Raw genomic sequence first — 20,904 nt, forward strand, 5'->3', positions numbered from 1 at the left:
CGGTCAGTCTCCTGTCACCAACAAAAGCTTAAAGAGTTGTTTAATTACTACAAATAGAAAAAGCTCTAACAGGCTTCGTAATTACTTCAACTCAATACCTCAAATACCAATCAAAATTCTTGGTCAAAATTTGATGTTTTTCTGCACGTAAAAACGCCAAAAAGGCTTGACCTATGGGGGATAATTTTTTTCCTTTTAACCAGATTAAACGCCACTGCGTTTTAAGCGGTAAGCCCGGTGATTCCAAAATATATACTTGGTTATTTAATAATTCATTTTTAAGCCCGATAAGCGGCATAATCGAATTCCCTAAGCCTGCAATCACCGCTTGTTTTACCGCTTCGTTTGAAGTGAGTTCTAACCTTTTGCGCTGTTTACCCTGATGCCTTTCAAAATAATTTTCCATTGCTAAGCGGGTAGCAGAGCCACTTTCTCTGTAAATATGAGGTTTACTTTCATCACGAATAGGTGTGTTAGCCACCAAATACAATTTATTTTCAACAAGTATTTCTTCTTCAATTGGCAGTTTGTCTGGCACTACAGAAACCAGCGCAAAATCAGTTTCATTCTTTTTTAGGCTTTCAATTACTTTGCTCTTATTAGTTACGTCAAGCACCAAATCTATACCCGAATGCTGCTCTAAAAAGCCAGACAAAAAGTAAGGAATTACATACTTTCCGGTAGAGGCAGATGAGATACTCAATCTGCCAGTCATAATACCTTGATAGGCCTGAGTTTTATAATTAATGTTCTCTAATTCTTGAATAACTCTTTCAGCCATTATTGCAATCTCTTTACCAAAATCGGTGATATATAGCTGTTTACCAATCACTTCTGTAAGAGGAATATCAAACTGATCTTGAAGATTTTTTAACTGAATAGAAACTGCAGGCTGAGTCATAAACAGGGCTTCGGCTGCTTTAGTAATGCTTTGCGTCTGAATCACCTTCAGAAAGATTTGTAATTGATGTATGGTATAATTCATAAATATATTTTATGCATAACATAACAAATATAAATAAAAACTTATGAATTGGATTTATAAACTTTGCCAAACATTAAAACACAAAGAACATGCAGTCAATAGAAATTAAAGAAACTATGAGCTTACTGAACAAGCAATTTGAACTAGTAAGAGGAGAATTTTCTCCTGAAGATGCTCAAGATATTCTGAACCACTTAATCACAAAAAAAATCAACTTTCATAAACTAAAGAATTTTAGTCATGAAATACGATATGGAAAGCCTGATGAGAATTCATTAAAAAGAATTAATGAATTAAAGACAGCCAAGGCTGAGCTTATTGCTTGGATTGATTGCGCTAAGATGGAAGAAAAAAATCTACAGGTTAACTCTTCAGTTTCAATAGAGCTGTTGTAAAACTTTGTTAGCCAATTCTAATTAGCATGACAGTTCAATACATCGTAAACGTTGTTTATCTATCTCCTTTAGCATTTTTGGCTACAGCCCTGCTATCGTATTTCCAGCCAGGTCTACGCCCAAAACATGTAAAAAGTATAGCTACGGCAGCTACGATTTTCAGCATATTAATTGCCGCGATAAGCGGTGTATTTATATCACAACACCCCTTGATAGAATCTACATTCTTTGGTTATAAGCAATTTGGTCTGAGCCTGAGGTTAGATTCAGTAAGTGTATTAATGTTTTCAATGATTGCTCTATTGAGCTTTATCATTCTACGTTTTAGTAAAAACTATTTAGATGGAGATGTCCGTCAAGGTGCATTTATTGGCCGCTTAGCTGCAACTATCGCGGCAGTGCAACTTTTGGTTTTATCTGGTAACGTAGCATTACTCTTACTTGCTTGGGTTTTCACAAGTATATCACTTCATAGATTATTAGTGTTTTACCACGAGCGACCAGGAGCTATTATTGCTGCACGCAAAAAGTTCTTGGTGGCTCGCTTAGGTGATGTTTCCCTACTCGGTGCATTAATAGCTTTATACCTTCATTTCGACACTGGCAATTTAGAAGTCATTTTTCAGCAATTAAAAATAACTTCTATATCAGAATTCACCAGTTCCAATTTAGAAGTTGCGGCTATTCTGCTAGTTATAGCAGCACTCTTAAAATCTGCACAATTCCCGACTCATGGTTGGTTAATTGAGGTAATGGAAACCCCTACTCCTGTTTCAGCATTGCTCCATGCAGGTTTATTGAATGCCGGGCCATTTCTTATCATCAGAATGGCATACGTAATAGAGTCTAGTGCTTTTGCACCACTGGCACTTATTGCCATAGGCGGATTTACAGCACTATTTGCTTCAGTTGCTTTTCTAACACAAACTTCCGTTAAAACTGCCCTTGCGTACTCCAGTATCGCTCATATGGGGTTCAGTTTGATGACCTGTGGCATGGGGGTATACTCTGCAGCAATGCTTCACTTAGTAGCACATTCATTTTACAAAGCACACTCATTTTTGTCATCAGGTAGTGCGATCGATATAATAAGAGCTGCCAAAGTTTCTGATGCTATACGAACAAAAAATCCATTCCGAATTGTGCTCGGTATATTATTAGGGCTTGGAGTTTACGCAGGTTCGGCCCTACTATGGGGCATTAACTCAGAAAACGAAACCGCGCTTTTAGGCATTGGAAGCATTATTGCGCTTGGGCTTTCAAGGTTATTCACAAGTGCCTTAGATTCATCAGGCAGTATTAAATTACTGTTTCGCGCAGCCTTACTTTCGCTTTTGGTCGCTTTAGCCTTCTTCACACTCGAAGCCGGATCTCATGAGCTACTTTCCGCTCAATTACCTGAATTAAGTAAACCCAACTTTAGCACATTAGCTCTAATGGTAATTATTCTAATTGCCTTTTCCGCCACTGTATTTATACAAATTATTGCTCCTTCGCAAACCTCATCATTCTTTTTCAAGGCTTTGGCTATTCATTTCAGAAATGGTTTTTACTTAAATACCCTGTTTGACAATACCGTTCGAGCACTTTATACATATGGTTCTGAGAAAAAACCAGCAGTTGTAAATAGCTCAGAATGTTTTGAGAAGAATATCTTGACAAGTACTGTTCAATTAGAAAACCAACCCATTGCAGCAAATAACTAATAAGAAGCGTTTCCTTAACCCTATAAAGGGCAAAATGAAAAATACGAATCATAGAGTTTCTTATTTCTTGGAAAATGTAAAACCTGATCAGACTCAGTTTTTAGAACTATTAAGAAAAGTCTGCAAAAAAATTGCTCCGGTATGGCCATTAGAAAATTTTGTGGCGGTAAATCCCTTCTTAGGTCATACCCATAAACCATTTGAACAAGTAGCTCAAGAGTTAGCTGCAGCTGGGGGTATTCAAATGACTTTGCCCGCTTCATTCTACTTACAAAAACTAGAAGAAGGGGAATTATTGAAGGAAGACATCGCCCTTGTTTTACGCAAAAAGAATTACAACACAAATGTGGATGCGTTTATAGAAAACGTAGCTAGCGAAGTGCACAAAAGCATTGAAATAACAGCAATCGCCACGGTAATCGATGTAGCCAGTGATATAACGAAAAAAGATTGGAACCGATTTGTAACCACAAGAATTTCCACTTGGGCTGCTTCTTACTTCGACAAAGGTCAAGCCAGATGGGTAGCAGCTAACAAAAATGAAGGCATATTTTCAGCATGGAAATTTGAGGCAGAAATTGATAGAACAACAGAGCTCAGCGGCTTAAAGAATTTCAGAAAACTAGTCAACTCTATTCCTGAAAACCCTTTAGAAGCGATTAAATGGGCGTTCAAAAAACTCAATGTTGTAGAAAACGAATCTGCTCTTTATCTCCATCGGCTATTGTTAAGAGTGGGCGGTTGGGCAGCTTTTGCCGCAAAACAAGACTGGGACAGTGAATTATACGGAGGAAAAGACGGAAAGCTCATCGAGTTTTTAGCTGTACTGGTGTGCTGGGAAGCCTGTTTATTTGAAAGTTTAAGTAGCCCTGAATTGAAGAGAAAATGGAAAGAAACACGTGAAATCCTAACCCTAAATCAAGTAGAAAAGAGGCTTAATTTAGACGTTGCACACAACTTAATCTTGCAAGAGGCTTTCGATTTAGCTACTCAACGTAAGCTGATTAGTAAATTTGAAAAGAAAAAAACAACTAAGATTATCAAGAAAGAACGGGCCAGTGCTCAAGCTATTTTCTGCATAGATGTACGTTCCGAGATTTACCGCAGAAATTTAGAATGCGTGGACCAAACTATTGAAACCCTTGGGTTTGCAGGCTTCTTTGCTTTCCCAATTAAACATATACCCATTGGCCATAGTGAAGGCGAAGCACAGTGCCCTGTATTATTGGCACCTGGCCCAAAGATTATGGATCAAATGGAAAATGAAAAGACACATGCGGAAGTGTTAAAAAAGCGCATACTCACTAAACAATTACAGCAAGTTTGGAAATCGTTCAAGTCAGGAGCAATATCCTGTTTCAGTTTTGTTAGCCCCATCGGAATTTCATATCTACCAAAGCTTTTTATTGATTCATTCGGACTTACTCGACCAGTACCTCAACCAGATAAAATTGGTTTCTCAAAAACAAATTATCTAAAAAAGAAAATCAACATTAATGAACAAAAAATCAATAATGAAACCTATGGTATTTCTTTAGAAAAGCAAATTGAAATGGGGAAAAACGCCCTTACAGCTATGTCGCTCACCAGTAACTTTGCCAAATTTGTGCTCATTGTAGGGCATGGGTCTAACATGGTGAACAACCCGCATGCTACTGGGTATGATTGTGGTGCATGCGGAGGCCACACGGGTGAAGCAAATGCACGTGTGGTGGCGGCAGTACTTAATAGTAAAGAGGTGCGAACAGGTTTGCAAAAAGAAAACATTCTTATTCCTTTTGACACTGTTTTTCTAGCCTGCTTACACGATACGACCACCGATGACCTGACTATTTTCAACGAGCAGGACGTGGCCTTATCACAAACAAAAGATTTAGAGTTACTAAAAGAATCGCTAAGCATGGCCGGTAAAGCAACACGCACAGAGCGATTATTGCGATTTTCGGACAGCAAAAAAAATAATACAGACCGATCCGTATTAGTACGGAGCTCTGATTGGTCGCAAGTAAGACCTGAGTGGGGACTTGCCGGTTGTTCAGCTTTTGTGGTTGCACCTCGCCAAAGAACAATGGACTTAAATCTTGAAGGTAAAGCCTTTTTACATTCATATGATTGGACAAAGGATGAAAATTTCGAGGTACTTGAGTTAATAATGACCGCTCCAATGGTAGTCACCAGTTGGATAAATCTACAATACTACGGTTCAGTGGTCGACAATAAAAATTATGGTTCGGGCAACAAAACCTTGCACAACGTAACATCAGGCTTGGGAGTTTTAGAAGGATACTCTGGCGACTTGCGTGTTGGTTTACCCCTGCAAGCCTTGCACGATGGAGAGCGATTTCAACACGAACCACAGAAACTAAATGTTGTTATTGAAGCCCCTATCGAAGCCATCAATTCAATTCTTGAAAAACATCGCGCTATTAGAGATTTGTGCGACAACGGCTGGTTGTTTTTAATGACCCTAGACAAAACAGGAAATATTTCACACCGGTATTGCGGAAATTTTACTTGGGAAAAGTTAGAAAAGCTTGCTGCTTAAGATTGTTCTTTAAAGCCCACTTTTTCATAATTTCCGAAACTAGAGAAAAGAAGGCCAACAATCCTTAGAGACCACTTTCAATCAAATCTTAATCTTGCTAGATTGTTCTCAAATTATTGGGTAAAGAAAACCCTTAACTCTGGTCAAGTGATTTAAATGAAAGCGTTTACAAAACTCAAATACGGTGGTCCCGAAGTTCTTCAATTAGAGGAAATAGAAAAACCAACAATAAAAGAAGGTCATATCTTAGTCCGTGTTCTGGCAAATTCTGCCAACCCAGCCGATTGGCATATATTAAGAGGCAAACCTTTTTTTGCACGATTCACATTCGGACTGCTAAAACCAAAAGATAAAGTGTTGGGCGCTGACTTTTCTGGTATTGTAGAAGAGGTGGGTAGTAATGTAAGTCGTTTTAAGGTAGGTGACCATGTATTCGGAGAGAAAACGCTAGGAGGTGCATTCGCGGAGTACATTTGCGTATCGGATGCGGTTTGTGCGAAAATGCCTAAAGAAATTGACTTCCCTAAAATGGCAGCTGTGCCAATAGCTGGTTTAACAGCTTTACAAGCCCTTATCACGCATGGTCAACTTAAAGCAGGAGAATCGGTTTTAATTAACGGTTCTTCTGGTGGCGTTGGCCATTTTGCAGTTCAAATTGCTAAAGCCTATGGCGCTCAAGTAACGGCAGTGTGCTCAAGTAAAAGTGCCGAATTCGTGAAGTCATTAGGCGCTGATAAAGTCATAGCATATGATCAAGTGGATATTCATCAGTATAAAGCCAAATACGATTTAGTTGTAGATACACATGGCAACCTTACACTCAAAGACTATAAACGATTAGGACAAAGAGGAGTAGTTGTAGGCTTTACTAATATGAATCACATGATCTCACTTCTGTTGAGTTCGGCATTTAGCAAATTTAAGCTAAGCCAATTTACCGCTAGTCCAAACCCATTCGATTTAGAAAAACTAGCTTCTCTTATTCAAACAGGAAGTATTCGGCCACATATAGAAAAAACTTACCCGTACCATAAAATCCCGGAAGCAATCGGCTATATTGAAGCCATGCGCACCAAAGGAAAAGTGGTCATGATTTGGCAAGATGGCGGTGATAAATTAAACTAAAATTGCTAACCACTTATGCTAACCAAAAAAACTTTTACTTTAAAAAATGAAGAACCTCATTAGCTTCAAAGTAGCCACAAACCTAAGTCTGGTAATATTCAGCCTACTGGCTCTTTTTCATTTGGCTATCATCATTGGTATCGTTCTTTTCCACTACGCGCCTATTGAGTTTTTATGGGGTGGAAGAATGGAAACAAAAAACCAACTCTTGGGCTTCGAGTTTATATCATTTTTCGTAACGACTCTATCCATCATGGCAGTGCTCATTCACTCAAACCGCACAAAAGCCCCAAAGCTCAAAAATACTGCCCGAATTTGCCTCTGGGTTTTATTCATAATATTTGTACTCAACACTTTAGGAAATGCCCTTGCTGAAACCTCTTTCGAGAAATCATTTTCCATTGTAACCGCCATTCTCGCCATACTTTGTTTACGCCAAGCCATTGAAAGCAGAAAAAATGATCAGTGATTTTGATAGTTATTACCTAGACAAAGAAGAACCGAACAAAAGCTGTTTACTGGCTTTACGAAGCCTTATCCTGAATCAGGACGATGAAGTAACCGAAACCAAAAAGTATGGAATGCCTTGCTTCTGCTTCAAGAAGAAAATGTTTTGCTATTTGTGGACAGATAAAAAAACAGACGAACCCTACATTCTTTTTGTGGAAGGAAAATTATTAGATCACCCAAAGTTAGAAACCGGCACAAGGTCTAGAATGAAGATTTTCAGGGTAAACCCCAATGCAGATTTACCCAAAAACACCATAGAAATGCTTCTTCAGAGCGCGCTGGATTTATACAGAAAAGGAATAATCAAAATCAAATGAAATTTAATCAGCCTGCCTACCCTACTGTCTATTTCAGTGAAAACATTTGGATCACATGCCCGAAATGTACAGAACCTGCTTTGGTCAATTCCCAACCTAGGAAGTACAGTATTCCATTTCCCTTAAATCATCAATCGAAATGCACTTGTGGTTACTGCGGCTTTCATCAATCAGGAAATGACCAATGGGCTGGCCATCTGCAAGGTTTTGTAAATCAAAGCTGTGGCCATTGCGGAACTAAAGTTTGTCATTCTACAGAACCCACCAAAAAACCTTATCCAAACACAAAAGTTACTTGCGAAACCTGTCAACAAACAAGAGAATATGAGATTGCATGGTACCGGTACATATCTAATAAACCCACCGACCCCTATTTTGGCTTCGACCTTTGGCTTCAAACTGATGTGAAAGATAACGTACTATGGCTCTATAACCTAGAACACCTCACCTACTTAAGGGACTATGTGAGTTCCAAATTAAGAGAAGACAACAGCAGACATAAATACTCCATGATTACCAACCTTCCACAATGGGTGAAATCCTCTAAAAATCGTGATTTGATTGTAAAGAAACTGAATAAGTTGGAGGAAGAGTTTATAAAAAGAATTGATTGACTCTAAAAATTAGGAATTATATTTCTATTTTAGAATCGGTTAATCAAATTCATCATGAAAAGAAAAGTAGCCATACTATTCACATATACTCTATTCATAATCAATAGTGTCCATGGGCAAAATCCACTCTACAATCTTAACAGTCTTCCCTTAACAGATAAAGAGGTTAAAGCTCCAGTATTCGATACTTTTTCGAAATATTTTTTCAAAATTGACTCTACCAAAAACAATTTGTTTATTCAAGACATAAGGCAGTCAAAACAGGGTGAAATTCATTTCTACCAATGGTTAAATGAAATTCCTCTTGAAGAGTTAAACTCCAATAGTTTTCAAGTCAAAAAACAAGACAACCTCATTTCGCTTGAAATCAATAGTTCTTCTAGTATCCTCAACTATATGTTTCAAGAAGAGCAAACTATTTCGGTAGCAACCTTTGCTAGAAAGTTAGAACTGGGGCCTTGGGATTATACTGAAGCCCTTTATAGTGAGATGATAAAAACTGTTGAAGCTATTTCAACACTGCTTCCAAATGAGAAGACACAAGCCGATATCAAAAAAGATAAAGAGAATAGTGGCTTCAAATACATTGCATCAAAAATTCAGGCCATGAATCCTGCAATTGCCAAAGATTCAACTATTGGTAACGGGTACTATTTCAAACAAATAGTTAATGATGACGGCTCAATGATTAACCCTGATATCGTTAAGAAGATTAAGAAAGTGTTGAAGTCTGAAAAAATAGATATTAAAGCTCCATTACCCATAATCATATATGCTACCAATCAGGGAGTAATTGAGTCAATCATTTGCCTTAACCACCCCTCAGAGCAGTATGTCAATATTGACATTTCCAAGTTCGAACCTATTGAGATTAGGAACAGTAATCATCCAACTAAGTACACATTCTTAATCAAATAGAAATTTCAATGCGTTTTAGGGTAATTCTTACCTGCCACCATTCTTCACTTTAATCACCTCTCCCATTACACTCAAAGCAATTTCTCGGGGTAATTTGGAGCCAATATCAATCCCTATGGGTGCATGAATACCATCAATTTCTTCGGAACTAAACCCATATTCCTTTAATCTTTCAATACGCTTGGCGTGCGTTTTCCGGCTGCCTAAAGCACCGATATAAGCCACCTTAGATTTTAGCAAAATCTTCAAAGCCTCGTCATCTATTTTCGGGTCGTGAGAAAGAATTACGGCATAAGTGTTCTTATCCAATTTTAAGTTGGGCAACACTTCCTGAGGCCATTGTATATGGATGGTTTGAGGTTTTTCTTTATACTGAGTTTTGCTTGCAAAAGTAGCCCTTGGGTCAATCATTAATGTTTCGAAACCAAACATATGCGCCAACTCCGTCAGCTCTACGGTAATATGTGCCGAACCAATTAGTAACATGACCGGCCTTTTCGAAAACACCTGAACGAAATGATTCCCTGAGCTTAACACTTTGCTGTCTCCTTCATAAAAAGCTTGCTCCAATTCAGGCAAAAGGGATTTTTCAAAGGCAGCTCCAATGCTTTCTCCATTGGCTTTTACGATGGAATACTGAGGGTTTTCTTCCAAAGTAGATAAAAGCATAAAGCCTTCATCTTGCTTTAAAAGCTCATCCATGTCATTCCAAATTTCTTTAGGGTAAAAAGGTTGAACAAATACATCCAATGCCCCACCGCAGCTCAAACCTACTTCCCAAGCATCAGCATCGGAAATACCAAAATGAAGCACTTCAGCCTTCTGACTTTTAATAATTTCGAGTGCTTTTTTCACTACAGCACCTTCCACGCAACCGCCACTCACAGAACCTGTCATTTCTCCGTTTTCGGAAATAATCAAGGCAGAGCCCACTGGTCTTGGCGAACTTTTCCATGTATTGATTACCGAAGCTATGGCAAGAGTTTGCCCTTCTCTATTTAATTTGCGTATACTTGAAACTATATCAATCATTGCTGGCCATTATTCACCCTAAAAACGAAGATACACTTGCTTTACGATAATCACGGCAGACAACTCAGATATTTGAGATTAGGAGTAACCGAAAGGTGCAATCTGCGCTGCTTTTATTGTATGCCAGAAGAAGGACTGAATTTCAGCCATCGGAGTCAAATTCTTTCTTTTGAAGAAATGGAAAGGCTGACGCGTATTCTGGCCGAAATGGGCATCAATAAGGTGAGAATTACGGGGGGCGAACCTTTCGTTCGTAAGAACATAATGGAGTTGATTGAAAATATCAGTGCTATTGAAGGTGTTGATTCTGTGAACATTACCACTAACGGCACCAGCTTAATTGAGCATTTACCCAAACTCAAAGCCATTGGTATAGACGCCATCAACCTTAGTCTTGATTGCTTGGATAAGGAGCGGTTTCTAAAAATCACCAGAAGGGACGAATTTGATCAGGTAATGAATTCGTTTCAGGCGCTGATGGACTCAGGAATTACCACCAAAATCAATATGGTAGTGATGGAAGAGCACAATTTGGAAGACATCATCCCCATGTGCGAACTCACTTTACAACATAAAGTAAGCGTTCGTTTTATTGAAGAAATGCCTTTCAACGGAGGTGGGAAAAAATTCACGCCAATCACCTGGAATGCCCGACAAATTCTAGCGCATATTCAAGGTCATCATCCTAATGTTGAAAAACTTACTGACGCAGAGAGCTCTACTTCGCTCAATTATCAATTACCGAATGCCAAAGGAAGCTTTGGAATTATTCCAGCCTATACACGTACCATTTGCCATTCCTGCGACAGAATAAGACTAACGCCCAAAGGCGAACTAAAAACCTGTCTTTACGATGGAGGAAGCTTCAGTTTTATAGACTTTATGCGAGCTGGTGCTACGGACGAAGAGATTAGAAATCAATTCAGAACGCTGTTTAGCAACCGAGCGAAAGACGGCTTCGAAGCTCAACAAAAATCATCAAACCCTTTTGAATCAATGGCCACCATTGGCGGATAAAATCACCTTATGGAATTCATTCAGTTTACAGAAGCACTTAATATTGTTAAAAGTCACCCTTTCATTCCCTTGGTTGAACAAAGGGAATTAAAGGACTGTGTAGGTCTAATTTTAAACGAAGACCTCAAAGCCGATCGTCCCTTCCCTCCTTTCGACCGAGTAACGATGGACGGAGTTGCCATTACCTTTTCCGAGTTCGAAAAAGGGCAACGTAGCTTTAAAATCGAAAAAACTATTTCGGCAGGCACACCACAATACACCGTCAAGAATGAAGCTAAATGTGTCCAAATTATGACGGGTGCCATGATGCCCATTGGCTTAGATACCGTTATTCGCTACGAAGACATATCGATTACCGATGATACCGCAACCATAAATATTGAAACGATTAAACCTCAACAGAATGTCCATTTCAAAGGAATGGATAAACAATTAGGTGACACCCTTCTTAAAAAAGGAATTCGATTAGGCGCTCCAGAAATGAATATTGCAGCAGCCATTGGTAAAGCTGAACTTTCAGTACTTATTCCGCCCAAAGCGGTGATAATTACCACTGGCGATGAATTAGTACCCATTGAAAGTACGCCTGAAGCGCATCAAATCAGAAGGTCTGGAAATTATGGAGTGCAGGCTTTGCTCAATCAATATGGAATCGAAACCTCCATGCATCACATGAACGACAACAAGGCTGTGATGAAAGAGGATTTGGCAGCCTTGATCAAAACCTATCAATGCATCGTTTTATCGGGTGGTGTGTCGAAAGGAAAGTTTGACTACCTGCCTGAAATTTTAGAAGAATTGGGTGTTCAGAAGCATTTTCACAAAGTAAATCAGCGACCAGGAAAGCCCTTTTGGTTTGGTATCGCGCCTAGTGGAAGCACCATTTTTGCCTTGCCAGGCAACCCCGTTTCATCATTTATGTGCGCATCAGTTTATATTCAAGCTTGGGTAAATGCTTCGCTGAAGGTTGAATCAAAAAGCATTAAAGTGAAACTCAACAAAGAAGTCAATTTTCCACCCCCACTAACCTACTTTTTAGAATGCGCCATTGATATTGATGAAAACGGAACCTTAACAGCTTCACCATTTATTGGACATGGATCGGGAGATTTCGCTAATCTTGCTGTGGCCGATGGTTTCGTAATTCTTCCTGCTGAAAAATCGGATTTCAAAGCAGGAGAAGTCTACGATTTTGTACCTTTTAGAAATCTGTTTAAATCATGAGCAAAGAATTCACCCATATAGATCGGAACAAGCCCACCATGGTAGATGTTGGCGATAAAGCAGAGACCAAACGTACCGCCATTGCTCAAAGTATTGTTCAACTGCCAGAAGAAATGAAGGCTCATATTGCTGAAGGTGAAATCAAAACTTTGAAAGGCCCTGTTTTTCAAACCGCCATTATTGCCGGCATTCAAGGCACAAAAAGAACTTCTGAATTGATTCCACTTTGTCATAATCTGCCTTTGAGCAAAGTTGAAATTGACATCAAATTATTAGAAAATCTTAGGGTTGAAATTACCTGCGAGGCCAGAACCTTTGGAAAAACCGGGGTTGAAATGGAAGCTTTGACTGGCGCATCGGTGGCTGCCTTAACGGTTTATGATATGTGCAAAGCATTTTCTCATAATATCGAAATTGAAAACACCCGTTTGATCAAAAAGACAGGCGGGAAAAGTGATTTTGGCCAAGCTTAATTTTGAATTGAATTCTTACAGATTTTAATAGCTTTGAGTTTATGCCTCATGTAATGTTTACATCTGCCCTCAAAACCTTCTTCCCTAACTTAAAGGAAGAATACATTGAAGCGGACAGCATTGAAATACTTCTTTCGGAACTAGAGAAAAAACACCAAGGAATACAAGGCTATTTGGCTGACGAAAAAGGTCAGATCAGAGAACACGTAAAGTTCTATATTGACGATGAACCTTATAACGAGAAGGCACATTCAGTATTACCAAAATCCGCTCAAATCCACATTATACAAGCCATATCAGGAGGATAATGAAGTTAGCAGTAGGCACAGATAAGGGTTTGCTTATTTACAAGCAAGCGGTAAACAGCGAGTGGGTTTTGGTCGACATTCACTTTATTGGAATGCCTATTGGTGCTTTTCATACCGATAAGAATCAAAATTGGTGGGTAGCCATTAACCACAAACACTGGGGACCAAAGGTTTATGTTTCAGCAAATATGGGCGAAACATTTACCGAAGTGAGCAGCCCCAAATTTTCAACAGAAAGCCCCTTTACACTCAAATCCATTTGGACGATTGAGTCTCAAAATATTGGCAGTATTCAACGTCTCTATATTGGCGCTGAACCCGCTGCCTTATTTTATTCTGATGATTTAGGCAAAAGTTGGAACGAAATGAATGGCCTTAGCAACCATCCTTCTCGCGCAAGTTGGCAAGGTGGTGGAAAAGGAAGCAACTCTCCATTTTTACATACCGTTCTTTCCAATTCAGAAAATGAAAACCATTTAATTGTGGGCATTAGTTGTGCAGGTGTTTTTCAAACTTATGATGGTGGCATTACTTGGCAACCGACCAATACGGGGCTCAAAGCCTTCTTTTTACCCAATACAGAAAGCGTAGTAGGCCACGATCCGCATACGATTTGCCAATCAAAATTGAATTCCAATGTGCTTTGGCAACAAAACCATTGTGGAATCTACCGCTCTGAAGACCTAGGGAAAACTTGGCAAGACATTACTGATCATAAAGGAAAAGCAGTCTATGGTTTTGCGATGGCCATTGCGGAAGACAATGATTTAGAGGCTTGGGTAATTCCGGCTCAGAGCGATCATTTGAGAATTCCACATCATCAAAAACTAGCCGTTTATTATACAAAAGATGCTGGGCAAAACTGGGAGTCGCTCGAAAACGGACTACCTAAACCTGCATTTGATTTGGTTTTGCGCGATGCAATGGACATCAAGGGTAATACTTTGGCCTTCGGTACAAACAATGGCAACCTCTATGCCTCGATGGACAAAGGCCAGCATTGGACTACTATAAGTCAGAACTTGAGTGCGGTACGCTGTGTGGCTATTATTTCTGAATAAAATTAGCTCAAGCCCCTTGAATCTGGCAGTTCTGGCCCTTCAGCAATTCTTCAATATGATCTAGGTCTAAGCTATCCACAGTGTTTTTGAAGTTGGCCTTGTATTCCTGCACCAATTCTTTACGTTTCATCGCCTCTAAAAATCGCCTCATGTCCTCTCTGGTTTCCAAAATTAAACCTGGAACTGGAATTGCCTTCTTAGAAGTTGCATCCAAGCGCACCATAGTGAAGTATGAAGAGTTTGTATGTCTGATTTCACCCGTAATAATACTCTCCGCCTCTACTCTTATTCCCACCGTTACAGAAGAAGTACCTACGTGATTTACAGAAGCATGCAAATGCACCAAGTCGCCTACCTCAACAGGTGCTAAAAAATCGACCACATTCATTGAAGCCGTAACGCAATAACCACCGGCATGCTTGGCCGAACATGCGTAAGCCACCTTGTCCATTAATGACAGAATCGTTCCCCCATGAATTTTACCTCCAAAATTAGCGTAAGAAGGAATCATTAATTCGGTAATCAGGGTTTTAGAATAATTAACAGTGCGGTAAATTGATTTTTCCATATAACGATATTCTCAATAGGGCTAAAGATGAGGAAACTTTTCAATTTAGGCCACACCTATTCCACGCTAATAAGGTTTGAAGCGCGAAATTGGGGCTTCCTATTTTTGAAAAACCTTCCAACATAACAATTTATTTACTATTAATTAATTCTATTGAGCGTTATATTCTGTTAAATGCTAGACAATTTGTATATTGCGGCATATCTGCGCAAATGAAATCCCTAAAGTTTATCTCATTCTGTTTTTCACTAGCCTTATGCGTCAGCTGCAATGCTCAAGACAATAAGGAAGATCAAATAAAAATGGCATTGCTTGCTGCACCTGTTGAAGTAAGAGATGGGGCTCATGTATATGGATTTGATGAAGATGGAAAGTTTATCACCCTGCGTGAAGGAACAAACGGTTTCATTGTTCGCTCAGACGACCCAAATCAAGAAGGATTTGAGGTAGTTTGTTATGGTGTTGATGCCGAACCTTTTATGACCCGCGGGCGTGATTTAAAATCGAAAGGAAAAGGCCGAGCAGAAATACTTAATATAAGAGAAGAAGAAGCTGAGGCTGGCACTTTAAAAATGCCAAACTATGGCTCTGTACTTCACATCTATTATGGCCAAAATGCCAAATATAATCCTGATACAGAGGAAATTGAAGGCGCGAGTTATAGATACGTAATCTACACGCCTAAAGCTACTCAGGCTTCGACAGGATTACCCTTACGACCAAATGGCCCTGGTCATCCTTGGTTGATGTTCCCTGGTACACACCGGGCACATATTATGATTACCCCACCGGAGGGAAATTAAAATCTATTAGAATTTATAGAAGGTAGGGTTTGATCAACAAACGTCAATCCTGCTTTTTTGAATATATTGTTTAATTGAACGGATTTCTAATCCAAAAAAGAAGTTATGACAGCAGAATCTAAAGGTTCAAAGTACGATGAGAAAATTGAAGAAGTAATTAGTAAGCTTTTGCGCAGAGGTTACACTGACATTAAAGCCACTATTGAACCTTATGAAGCACCTGCAAGTATCGTAGGCCAAAATCACGAATCTGAATTAATCCCTGACATTACAGGTGAAAAATGGGGAGGTAAAGGTTATTTCGAAATCTCTAAGAAAGATGTTGACCCTGGTGAATTAGCCAGCAAATGGAAAGTACTTGAACTATTGGCTAAAATGAAAAGTGGTGAATTTCAGATTTATGTTCCACACGGTAGCATGCAGTTCACTCAGCGCATTATAGAAAAGTATAACATTCAAGCTGAGCTTGTAAAAATCTAAATTGAGTTTGAATTATCAAACCCAAAAGAGCTTCTGAAAAATCAGGAGCTCTTTTTTTGTGTCTAATAAATCTATTCTGAAGTTTTACCAGCCACAAACCCTGTACTCCAAGCGGCCTGAAAATTGAAACCTCCGGTTACACCGTCCACATCAATTACTTCGCCCGCAAAGAATAAATCTGGGCATTTTCTGCTTTCCATTGAATTAAAGTCTACATCAGAAAGTGCAACTCCTCCCGAGGTAACAAACTCTTCCTTAAAAGTAGTTTTTCCTTTCACCTGATAAGTATCATTGAGTAGTAGATTAATTAACCTATTAAGGCTTTTCTTGCTCAGTTCTGCCCAAATGCCCTCTCCATCAACTTCCACTTTCTCTAAAAAGAAGTCCCAAAGTCGATTAGGTATTTCAAACGGATTTTTATTCCTGATTTTCCTTTTTCCTATGGTTTGAAGAGAATTGGTAAACCAAGCCCTCAACTCTTCTTCATTCATAGAACCCAACCAATTTACCTGAATTTTAAAATCATAATTAAGATCTGAAAGCACACGAGCTCCCCATGCAGAAGTCTTTAATATGGCTGGGCCGCTCATTCCCCAATGGGTGATCAACAATGGCCCCGATTGCTGCAATTTAGTGCCCTGAACACGCACTGTAGCATTTGGAACAGACAGTCCCATTAAGTTCTTAATGGATTCTTTGGGCATATTGAAAGTAAACAGTGACGGAACCGGAGGAATAATCTCGTGTCCTAAAGCTTTCAGCCAGTCAAAACCTTGTGCTTTTGGGCTTCCACCAGAAGCGACTATTACCTTATCGAAATACTGGGTTTTCTCTCCAATTTTTAAATCAAAACCAGGTTGTTTAGGTTGAATAGAATTTACATTGGCGTTAACTACTACTTGAATACCGAGCTTAGTCGCTTCCTTTAAAAAGCAATCAATAATCGTTTGCGAGTTATCAGTAATCGGAAACATTCGGTTATCGGCCTCAGCTTTCAGCTCTACTCCTCTTTCTTGAAACCATGCCACTGTGTCGCTAGTAGTAAACTGACCGAATACTTTTTTTAAATGTTTACCGCCCCTTGGGTAGAATTTAACTAAGTCATTATTATTAAAGCAAGCATGCGTTACATTACAGCGTCCACCACCAGAAACTTTCACTTTAGAAAGTAACTTTCCGGTTTTCTCAAAAATGGTAACCCTAGCATTGGGCGAATGGGTTTTACAAGAAAAGGCGGCAAAAAAACCTGCCGCCCCTCCTCCAATAACAGCTATATTTTGGGGCATGCCCAAAGATATAAAGACTAATTCAATGCCTTACTCTATCCTTAAAGTTTCAACAGGGTTTGAACTGGCCACACGATAAGATTGAAAACTGACAGTAAGTAAGGCAATCAGCCAAGAGCCTACGCCAACAATCAAGAAAATACCAGCCCCAATACCTACGCTATAGGCGTAACCTGCTAGCCACCCCTCCATTAAGTAGAAAGTAATTGGTGCAGAAATAAGAAATGCGATCAAAACCAGGGCTGTGAATTTCTTTGAAAGAATCATTACAATTTCACTCACCGAAGCACCTAGTACTTTTCTGATTCCCATTTCTTTCAAACGCTGTTTCACCGTGAAAGAAGCCAAGCCGAAAAGGCCAAGGGAAGCAATGATAATGGCCAAGACAGACAAAATGCTGATTACTTTAGTGAGCTGCTGTTCCGACTTATACATTTTATCAATGTGGTCGTCTAAAAATTGGTATTCGAATGGACGCTGAGGGAATAGTGTAGACCATACCGACTCTATTTCAGCAAGTCCTTCTTGGATATTATCAGCCTTGAGTTTAACATTCACCTCACTCCAACCCCATTCTTGATAGGATAGAAACAGTGGGTCGACCTTCAGGTTTAGTTTATTGTAATTGAAATTTTTTACCACTCCTACAATCGTCCCTAAAGTATCCATACCATCGTAGTGAAAGGCCATACCCAATACCTCTTTACCGCCAGCTCCCAGTTCTTTTGCTAATGATTCATTTACTACAAAGCTTAAACCTGCTTTATCATTAGCGTATTCTCCACTCAAAGCCCTTCCCTCTACAATTTCCATCTCATAAAAGTCCATAAAGTTATGATCTACTACTACAGAAGAAGTAACTCCCGTTATTAATGCCGTATCTGACCTATACTGCATTCCGTTTTGATGTAGATTATTGCCCAAGCGTTGTTTAGTAGCCGTTACATTGGTAATGTTTTTTTGACTCATTAACTCGGTTTTAAGTAAATCATATTTAGTATTTGTATCGCTATACATATTTACAGCAACGACTAAATCCTTTTTAAAACCCAAATCTAGATTTTGCATATAATTGAGCTGTTCAGTGGCCAAAACGGTACCAATGATAATTGTAATGGCAATAGCATATTGAAAAACCACCAGTGCATTTCTAAAAAACGACTTTCCTGATTTCATTCCACTTCCCTTTAGAGCCATTATTGTATTGAATCTAGACATTACCAAAGCAGGGTAAACACCTGAAAGTAACCCTATGGTTGTAGTTACAATCAAAACAAGAACTAGGTTAATGGGTTGGAAAATGAGACTCAGATCAAGATTTCTATCAATAATTCCGTTGAGTGGAGCTATTGCGGCCCAGCTCAATAAAAAAGCAATAATTAGCGCAATGAAAGATAACATAATGGACTCTATCATAAACTGCCCAGTAATTTGTCCTTTAAAGGCTCCTATTGATTTACGAACCCCTACTTCTCTAGATCGGGTAGCCGCTCTGGCTGTAGAAAGATTCATGAAATTGATACTGGCAATGAGCAAAACGAAAAAGGCAAGTATCAGAAATATATTCACTGAACTACGGTCGAATTTCTTATGGTTATAATAATCGTGGGTTATGTCCATTGAACCTAAATGAACATCAGATAGAGGTTGAAGGAATAAAGAGTATGCATTCAAAATATCCTCTCCCAAATACTTCACTAAGAAATCATCAAGCTTGGCTTCTAGCCTCTCAGCGTCAGTATTATCTGCCAATTGGATGTAGGTATTTAAAAAATTCCATCCCCAGTTCCCTCTATTTTCCTCCTCCCAAAGTTTTGTACTGACTAAGGCATCAAATTGTAAATGAGAGTTATCAGGGGTATCGGCAAAAACACCAGCCACTTTCATCTGATTTTCTCTGTCATCATCCACATCAATCAGTTGTCCCAAGGGGTTTTCGTTTCCAAAAATCACTTTAGCAAGTGATTCGCTTATGATAATATTATTGGGCTCTTCAAAAACATTAGCCTTATTCCCTTCAACAAGCTCGAAATCAAACATCTTCAAAAAAGAAGTATCAACACGAGCCAGATTTTCAGCATAAAAAGATTGATTATTATGCTTCAACAAGGTTCTATTCATTCCCCAAAACCGAGTAAAATCAATCACTTCTGGGTAGTCGAGCAACAGATTCGGCCCCATTGGATACATTGAAAGCGCTACTTTTTGTTCTGAAACCGAACCGAAACTTTGCACTTCATCTAGTCGATAGATACTAGCTTTCTTCTTATGAAATCCATCGAAACTCAGTTCGTTGTTTACAAAAAGAAGAATGAGCAGACAAGAGGCCATTCCTAAGGCCAAGCCAAAAATATTAATGAAAGAATAGCCCTTGTGTTTGAGCAAATTGCGAAAAGTGATTTTAAAATAGTTTTTGTACATGACCAGTGGGTTATAAAATGAGAGTTTTCGTTTTAAGTTGAAGTTGCGAAGCGAGCAAAGCACATCGATGAAATAAAGCCATTTGGCTTTTGCTAAACTCATTTCATTCAATCGTTCGTGAAAAAGTTCTGCTAAATCACCTTCTACCTCATCGTAGATTTCATAGGCAATAATCCGTTTCAGTAGTTTTCTTAGTAGTAAAGGAGGTGCTTGTTGTTTCATTCTTGAGTTGATAGTTGTGGAATTATACTCCAAAAAGACTGGCGCAGTGATTGGGCTTCTCTCAAAGATTTAAAGCCGTAAGCGGTGACCTTGAAAAAACGCTTGCTCTTCCCTCCTCTAGTCTTGGTTGCTCCACCTACACTTGATTCTAAAAAACCCTTCTCCTCCAACCGATAAAGCGCAGTATGGATTGCGCTAATATTTACTTTTCGATCGGCCTTCTCTTCAATTTCGCTTTTTACCACCACAGCATAAGCGTTATCATTGAGTGCGGCAACTGCTAAAAGCACTAATTCCTCAAATTCTCCTAAGTGTGTCCCTCTCATTGAATCAATATTATCATCACTTTTGTAAACAATATACTCAAAGCATTGAGAAAGGTTACAAAAGCGCGTTGCTTTTTATGCTCATATAGTTAACGATGTGTGCAATCTTATCCATGCTTTGTAGAAAACTATCACATAACGATTCATACATTAACAATACAAACAACAGATAAAAAACTAACAAACAGACACTTACGAAAGTGATTAATTATTGGAACAGGCGTTGCAACATAGGAAGCATCACTAAACAATAAAAATCATGAGTGCAACAACAGATAAAATCAAAGGAAATTGGAATCAACTTAAAGGCAAAGTGAAACAAAAGTATGGTAACCTTACCGATGACGATTTGACTTATGCCGAAGGCCAAGAAGATGAATTAATTGGCAGAATTCAAGAGAAAACCGGTGAGTCAAAAGAATCAGTAAAAAAATTCATTGACTCCCTTTAAACCTAAAAAGGCCCAGTAGAGTAATCCACTGGGCTTTTCAACTAATCAATATTTATTGTTTAACCCACGGTGAACGATCGGTTTGTTTAACTCTAAACAATGCGTAACACCAAAAAA

General features: G+C 38.9%; 22 protein-coding genes. 16 read left to right on the forward strand and 6 right to left on the reverse strand.

Translation table 11 applies throughout. From position 1 onward, the window contains the following. Nucleotides 1-91 precede the first annotated feature (91 nt). A complete protein-coding gene (locus AWW67_RS11190) occupies nt 92-985 on the reverse strand; it encodes a LysR substrate-binding domain-containing protein (protein ID WP_062301817.1) in 894 nt (297 codons plus the stop codon). 89 nt (nt 986-1,074) lie between these two features. On the opposite strand from AWW67_RS11190, the gene AWW67_RS11195 reads away from it, so the two are divergent. The 8 genes from AWW67_RS11195 to AWW67_RS11230 all read left to right on the forward strand — a co-directional run bounded on the left by AWW67_RS11195 (nt 1,075) and on the right by AWW67_RS11230 (nt 9,115). Next, nucleotides 1,075-1,380, forward strand: a complete 306-nt coding sequence (locus AWW67_RS11195; RefSeq protein ID WP_245620831.1) for a hypothetical protein — start codon at nt 1,075-1,077, stop codon at nt 1,378-1,380. A 26-nt stretch (nt 1,381-1,406) separates the two neighbouring features. Next, nucleotides 1,407-3,086, forward strand: coding sequence for a proton-conducting transporter transmembrane domain-containing protein (locus tag AWW67_RS11200; RefSeq protein WP_082794025.1), 1,680 nt, complete (start codon nt 1,407-1,409; stop codon nt 3,084-3,086). A 34-nt stretch (nt 3,087-3,120) separates the two neighbouring features. Further along, a complete protein-coding gene (locus tag AWW67_RS11205; protein WP_071387124.1) occupies nt 3,121-5,631 on the forward strand; it encodes a YbcC family protein in 2,511 nt (836 codons plus the stop codon). 156 nt (nt 5,632-5,787) lie between these two features. Next, nucleotides 5,788-6,756 (forward strand): NAD(P)-dependent alcohol dehydrogenase, encoded by a 969-nt coding sequence (locus AWW67_RS11210; protein ID WP_062301819.1) that lies wholly within the window; start codon nt 5,788-5,790, stop codon nt 6,754-6,756. Nucleotides 6,757-6,802: 46 nt separating this feature from the next. Continuing rightward, nucleotides 6,803-7,225 carry a hypothetical protein gene (locus AWW67_RS11215; protein ID WP_062301820.1) on the forward strand — a complete coding sequence of 141 codons (423 nt, stop codon included), beginning with the start codon at nt 6,803-6,805 and terminating at the stop codon, nt 7,223-7,225. Continuing rightward, on the forward strand, nt 7,215-7,583 hold the full coding sequence (locus tag AWW67_RS11220) for a DUF1801 domain-containing protein (protein ID WP_062301821.1): 369 nt from the start codon (nt 7,215-7,217) through the stop codon (nt 7,581-7,583). The genes AWW67_RS11215 and AWW67_RS11220 overlap by 11 nt, the downstream gene beginning before the upstream one ends. Further along, on the forward strand, nt 7,580-8,197 hold the full coding sequence (locus AWW67_RS11225; protein ID WP_062301823.1) for a hypothetical protein: 618 nt from the start codon (nt 7,580-7,582) through the stop codon (nt 8,195-8,197). The genes AWW67_RS11220 and AWW67_RS11225 overlap by 4 nt, the downstream gene beginning before the upstream one ends. 54 nt (nt 8,198-8,251) lie before the next feature. Further along, a complete protein-coding gene (locus tag AWW67_RS11230) occupies nt 8,252-9,115 on the forward strand; it encodes a hypothetical protein (protein ID WP_062301824.1) in 864 nt (287 codons plus the stop codon). A 27-nt stretch (nt 9,116-9,142) separates the two neighbouring features. On the opposite strand, the gene AWW67_RS11235 is transcribed toward AWW67_RS11230, so the two are convergent. After that, nucleotides 9,143-10,147: an XdhC family protein gene (locus AWW67_RS11235; protein WP_062301826.1), complete on the reverse strand. Its 1,005-nt coding sequence runs from the start codon at nt 10,145-10,147 to the stop codon at nt 9,143-9,145. A 36-nt stretch (nt 10,148-10,183) separates the two neighbouring features. Here AWW67_RS11235 and moaA point away from each other — a divergent pair, with 36 nt between their 5' ends. From moaA to AWW67_RS11260, 5 genes are read left to right on the forward strand one after another with little or no spacing between them, the layout of a single operon-like run. Beyond that, nucleotides 10,184-11,164 (forward strand): GTP 3',8-cyclase MoaA, encoded by a 981-nt coding sequence (gene moaA, locus AWW67_RS11240; protein ID WP_062301827.1) that lies wholly within the window; start codon nt 10,184-10,186, stop codon nt 11,162-11,164. 9 nt (nt 11,165-11,173) lie between these two features. After that, on the forward strand, nt 11,174-12,388 hold the full coding sequence (locus AWW67_RS11245) for a molybdopterin molybdotransferase MoeA (protein ID WP_062301829.1): 1,215 nt from the start codon (nt 11,174-11,176) through the stop codon (nt 12,386-12,388). Further along, entirely contained in the window at nt 12,385-12,861 is a 477-nt protein-coding gene (moaC, locus tag AWW67_RS11250) for a cyclic pyranopterin monophosphate synthase MoaC (RefSeq protein ID WP_062301830.1), read from the forward strand. The genes AWW67_RS11245 and moaC overlap by 4 nt, the downstream gene beginning before the upstream one ends. A gap of 53 nt (nt 12,862-12,914) precedes the next feature. Beyond that, nucleotides 12,915-13,169 carry a ubiquitin family protein gene (locus AWW67_RS11255; RefSeq protein ID WP_141655439.1) on the forward strand — a complete coding sequence of 85 codons (255 nt, stop codon included), beginning with the start codon at nt 12,915-12,917 and terminating at the stop codon, nt 13,167-13,169. Then, nucleotides 13,169-14,230 carry a WD40/YVTN/BNR-like repeat-containing protein gene (locus AWW67_RS11260; protein ID WP_062301833.1) on the forward strand — a complete coding sequence of 354 codons (1,062 nt, stop codon included), beginning with the start codon at nt 13,169-13,171 and terminating at the stop codon, nt 14,228-14,230. Before AWW67_RS11255 ends, AWW67_RS11260 begins: the two co-directional genes overlap by 1 nt. A gap of 7 nt (nt 14,231-14,237) precedes the next feature. Here the strand turns inward: AWW67_RS11260 and AWW67_RS11265 are convergent, their stop codons facing one another. Further along, complete coding sequence (locus AWW67_RS11265; RefSeq protein WP_053224520.1) at nt 14,238-14,798, reverse strand: acyl-CoA thioesterase; 561 nt, start codon at nt 14,796-14,798, stop codon at nt 14,238-14,240. Between the two features lie 302 nt (nt 14,799-15,100). Here AWW67_RS11265 and AWW67_RS11270 point away from each other — a divergent pair, with 302 nt between their 5' ends. Together AWW67_RS11270 and AWW67_RS11275 are read left to right on the forward strand one after the other, a co-directional pair. Further along, nucleotides 15,101-15,601: a hypothetical protein gene (locus AWW67_RS11270; RefSeq protein ID WP_260311423.1), complete on the forward strand. Its 501-nt coding sequence runs from the start codon at nt 15,101-15,103 to the stop codon at nt 15,599-15,601. 105 nt (nt 15,602-15,706) lie between these two features. Continuing rightward, on the forward strand, nt 15,707-16,081 hold the full coding sequence (locus AWW67_RS11275) for a hypothetical protein (RefSeq protein ID WP_053224521.1): 375 nt from the start codon (nt 15,707-15,709) through the stop codon (nt 16,079-16,081). Nucleotides 16,082-16,152: 71 nt separating this feature from the next. On the opposite strand, the gene AWW67_RS11280 is transcribed toward AWW67_RS11275, so the two are convergent. The 3 genes from AWW67_RS11280 to AWW67_RS11290 are packed head-to-tail and all read right to left on the reverse strand — an operon-like array spanning nt 16,153 to nt 20,336. Then, nucleotides 16,153-17,367, reverse strand: coding sequence for a BaiN/RdsA family NAD(P)/FAD-dependent oxidoreductase (locus tag AWW67_RS11280; protein ID WP_062301836.1), 1,215 nt, complete (start codon nt 17,365-17,367; stop codon nt 16,153-16,155). A 30-nt stretch (nt 17,368-17,397) separates the two neighbouring features. Next, complete coding sequence (locus tag AWW67_RS11285; protein WP_062301838.1) at nt 17,398-20,010, reverse strand: ABC transporter permease; 2,613 nt, start codon at nt 20,008-20,010, stop codon at nt 17,398-17,400. Beyond that, nucleotides 20,007-20,336, reverse strand: a complete 330-nt coding sequence (locus AWW67_RS11290; RefSeq protein WP_053224524.1) for a PadR family transcriptional regulator — start codon at nt 20,334-20,336, stop codon at nt 20,007-20,009. The genes AWW67_RS11285 and AWW67_RS11290 overlap by 4 nt, the downstream gene beginning before the upstream one ends. 259 nt (nt 20,337-20,595) lie before the next feature. Between AWW67_RS11290 and AWW67_RS11295 the strand changes: the two genes are divergently transcribed. After that, entirely contained in the window at nt 20,596-20,787 is a 192-nt protein-coding gene (locus tag AWW67_RS11295; RefSeq protein WP_053224525.1) for a CsbD family protein, read from the forward strand. Nucleotides 20,788-20,904 lie beyond the last annotated feature (117 nt).

It is taken from the genome of Roseivirga seohaensis (assembly GCF_001592945.1).
In the GTDB taxonomy this organism is placed as follows: domain Bacteria; phylum Bacteroidota; class Bacteroidia; order Cytophagales; family Cyclobacteriaceae; genus Roseivirga; species Roseivirga seohaensis.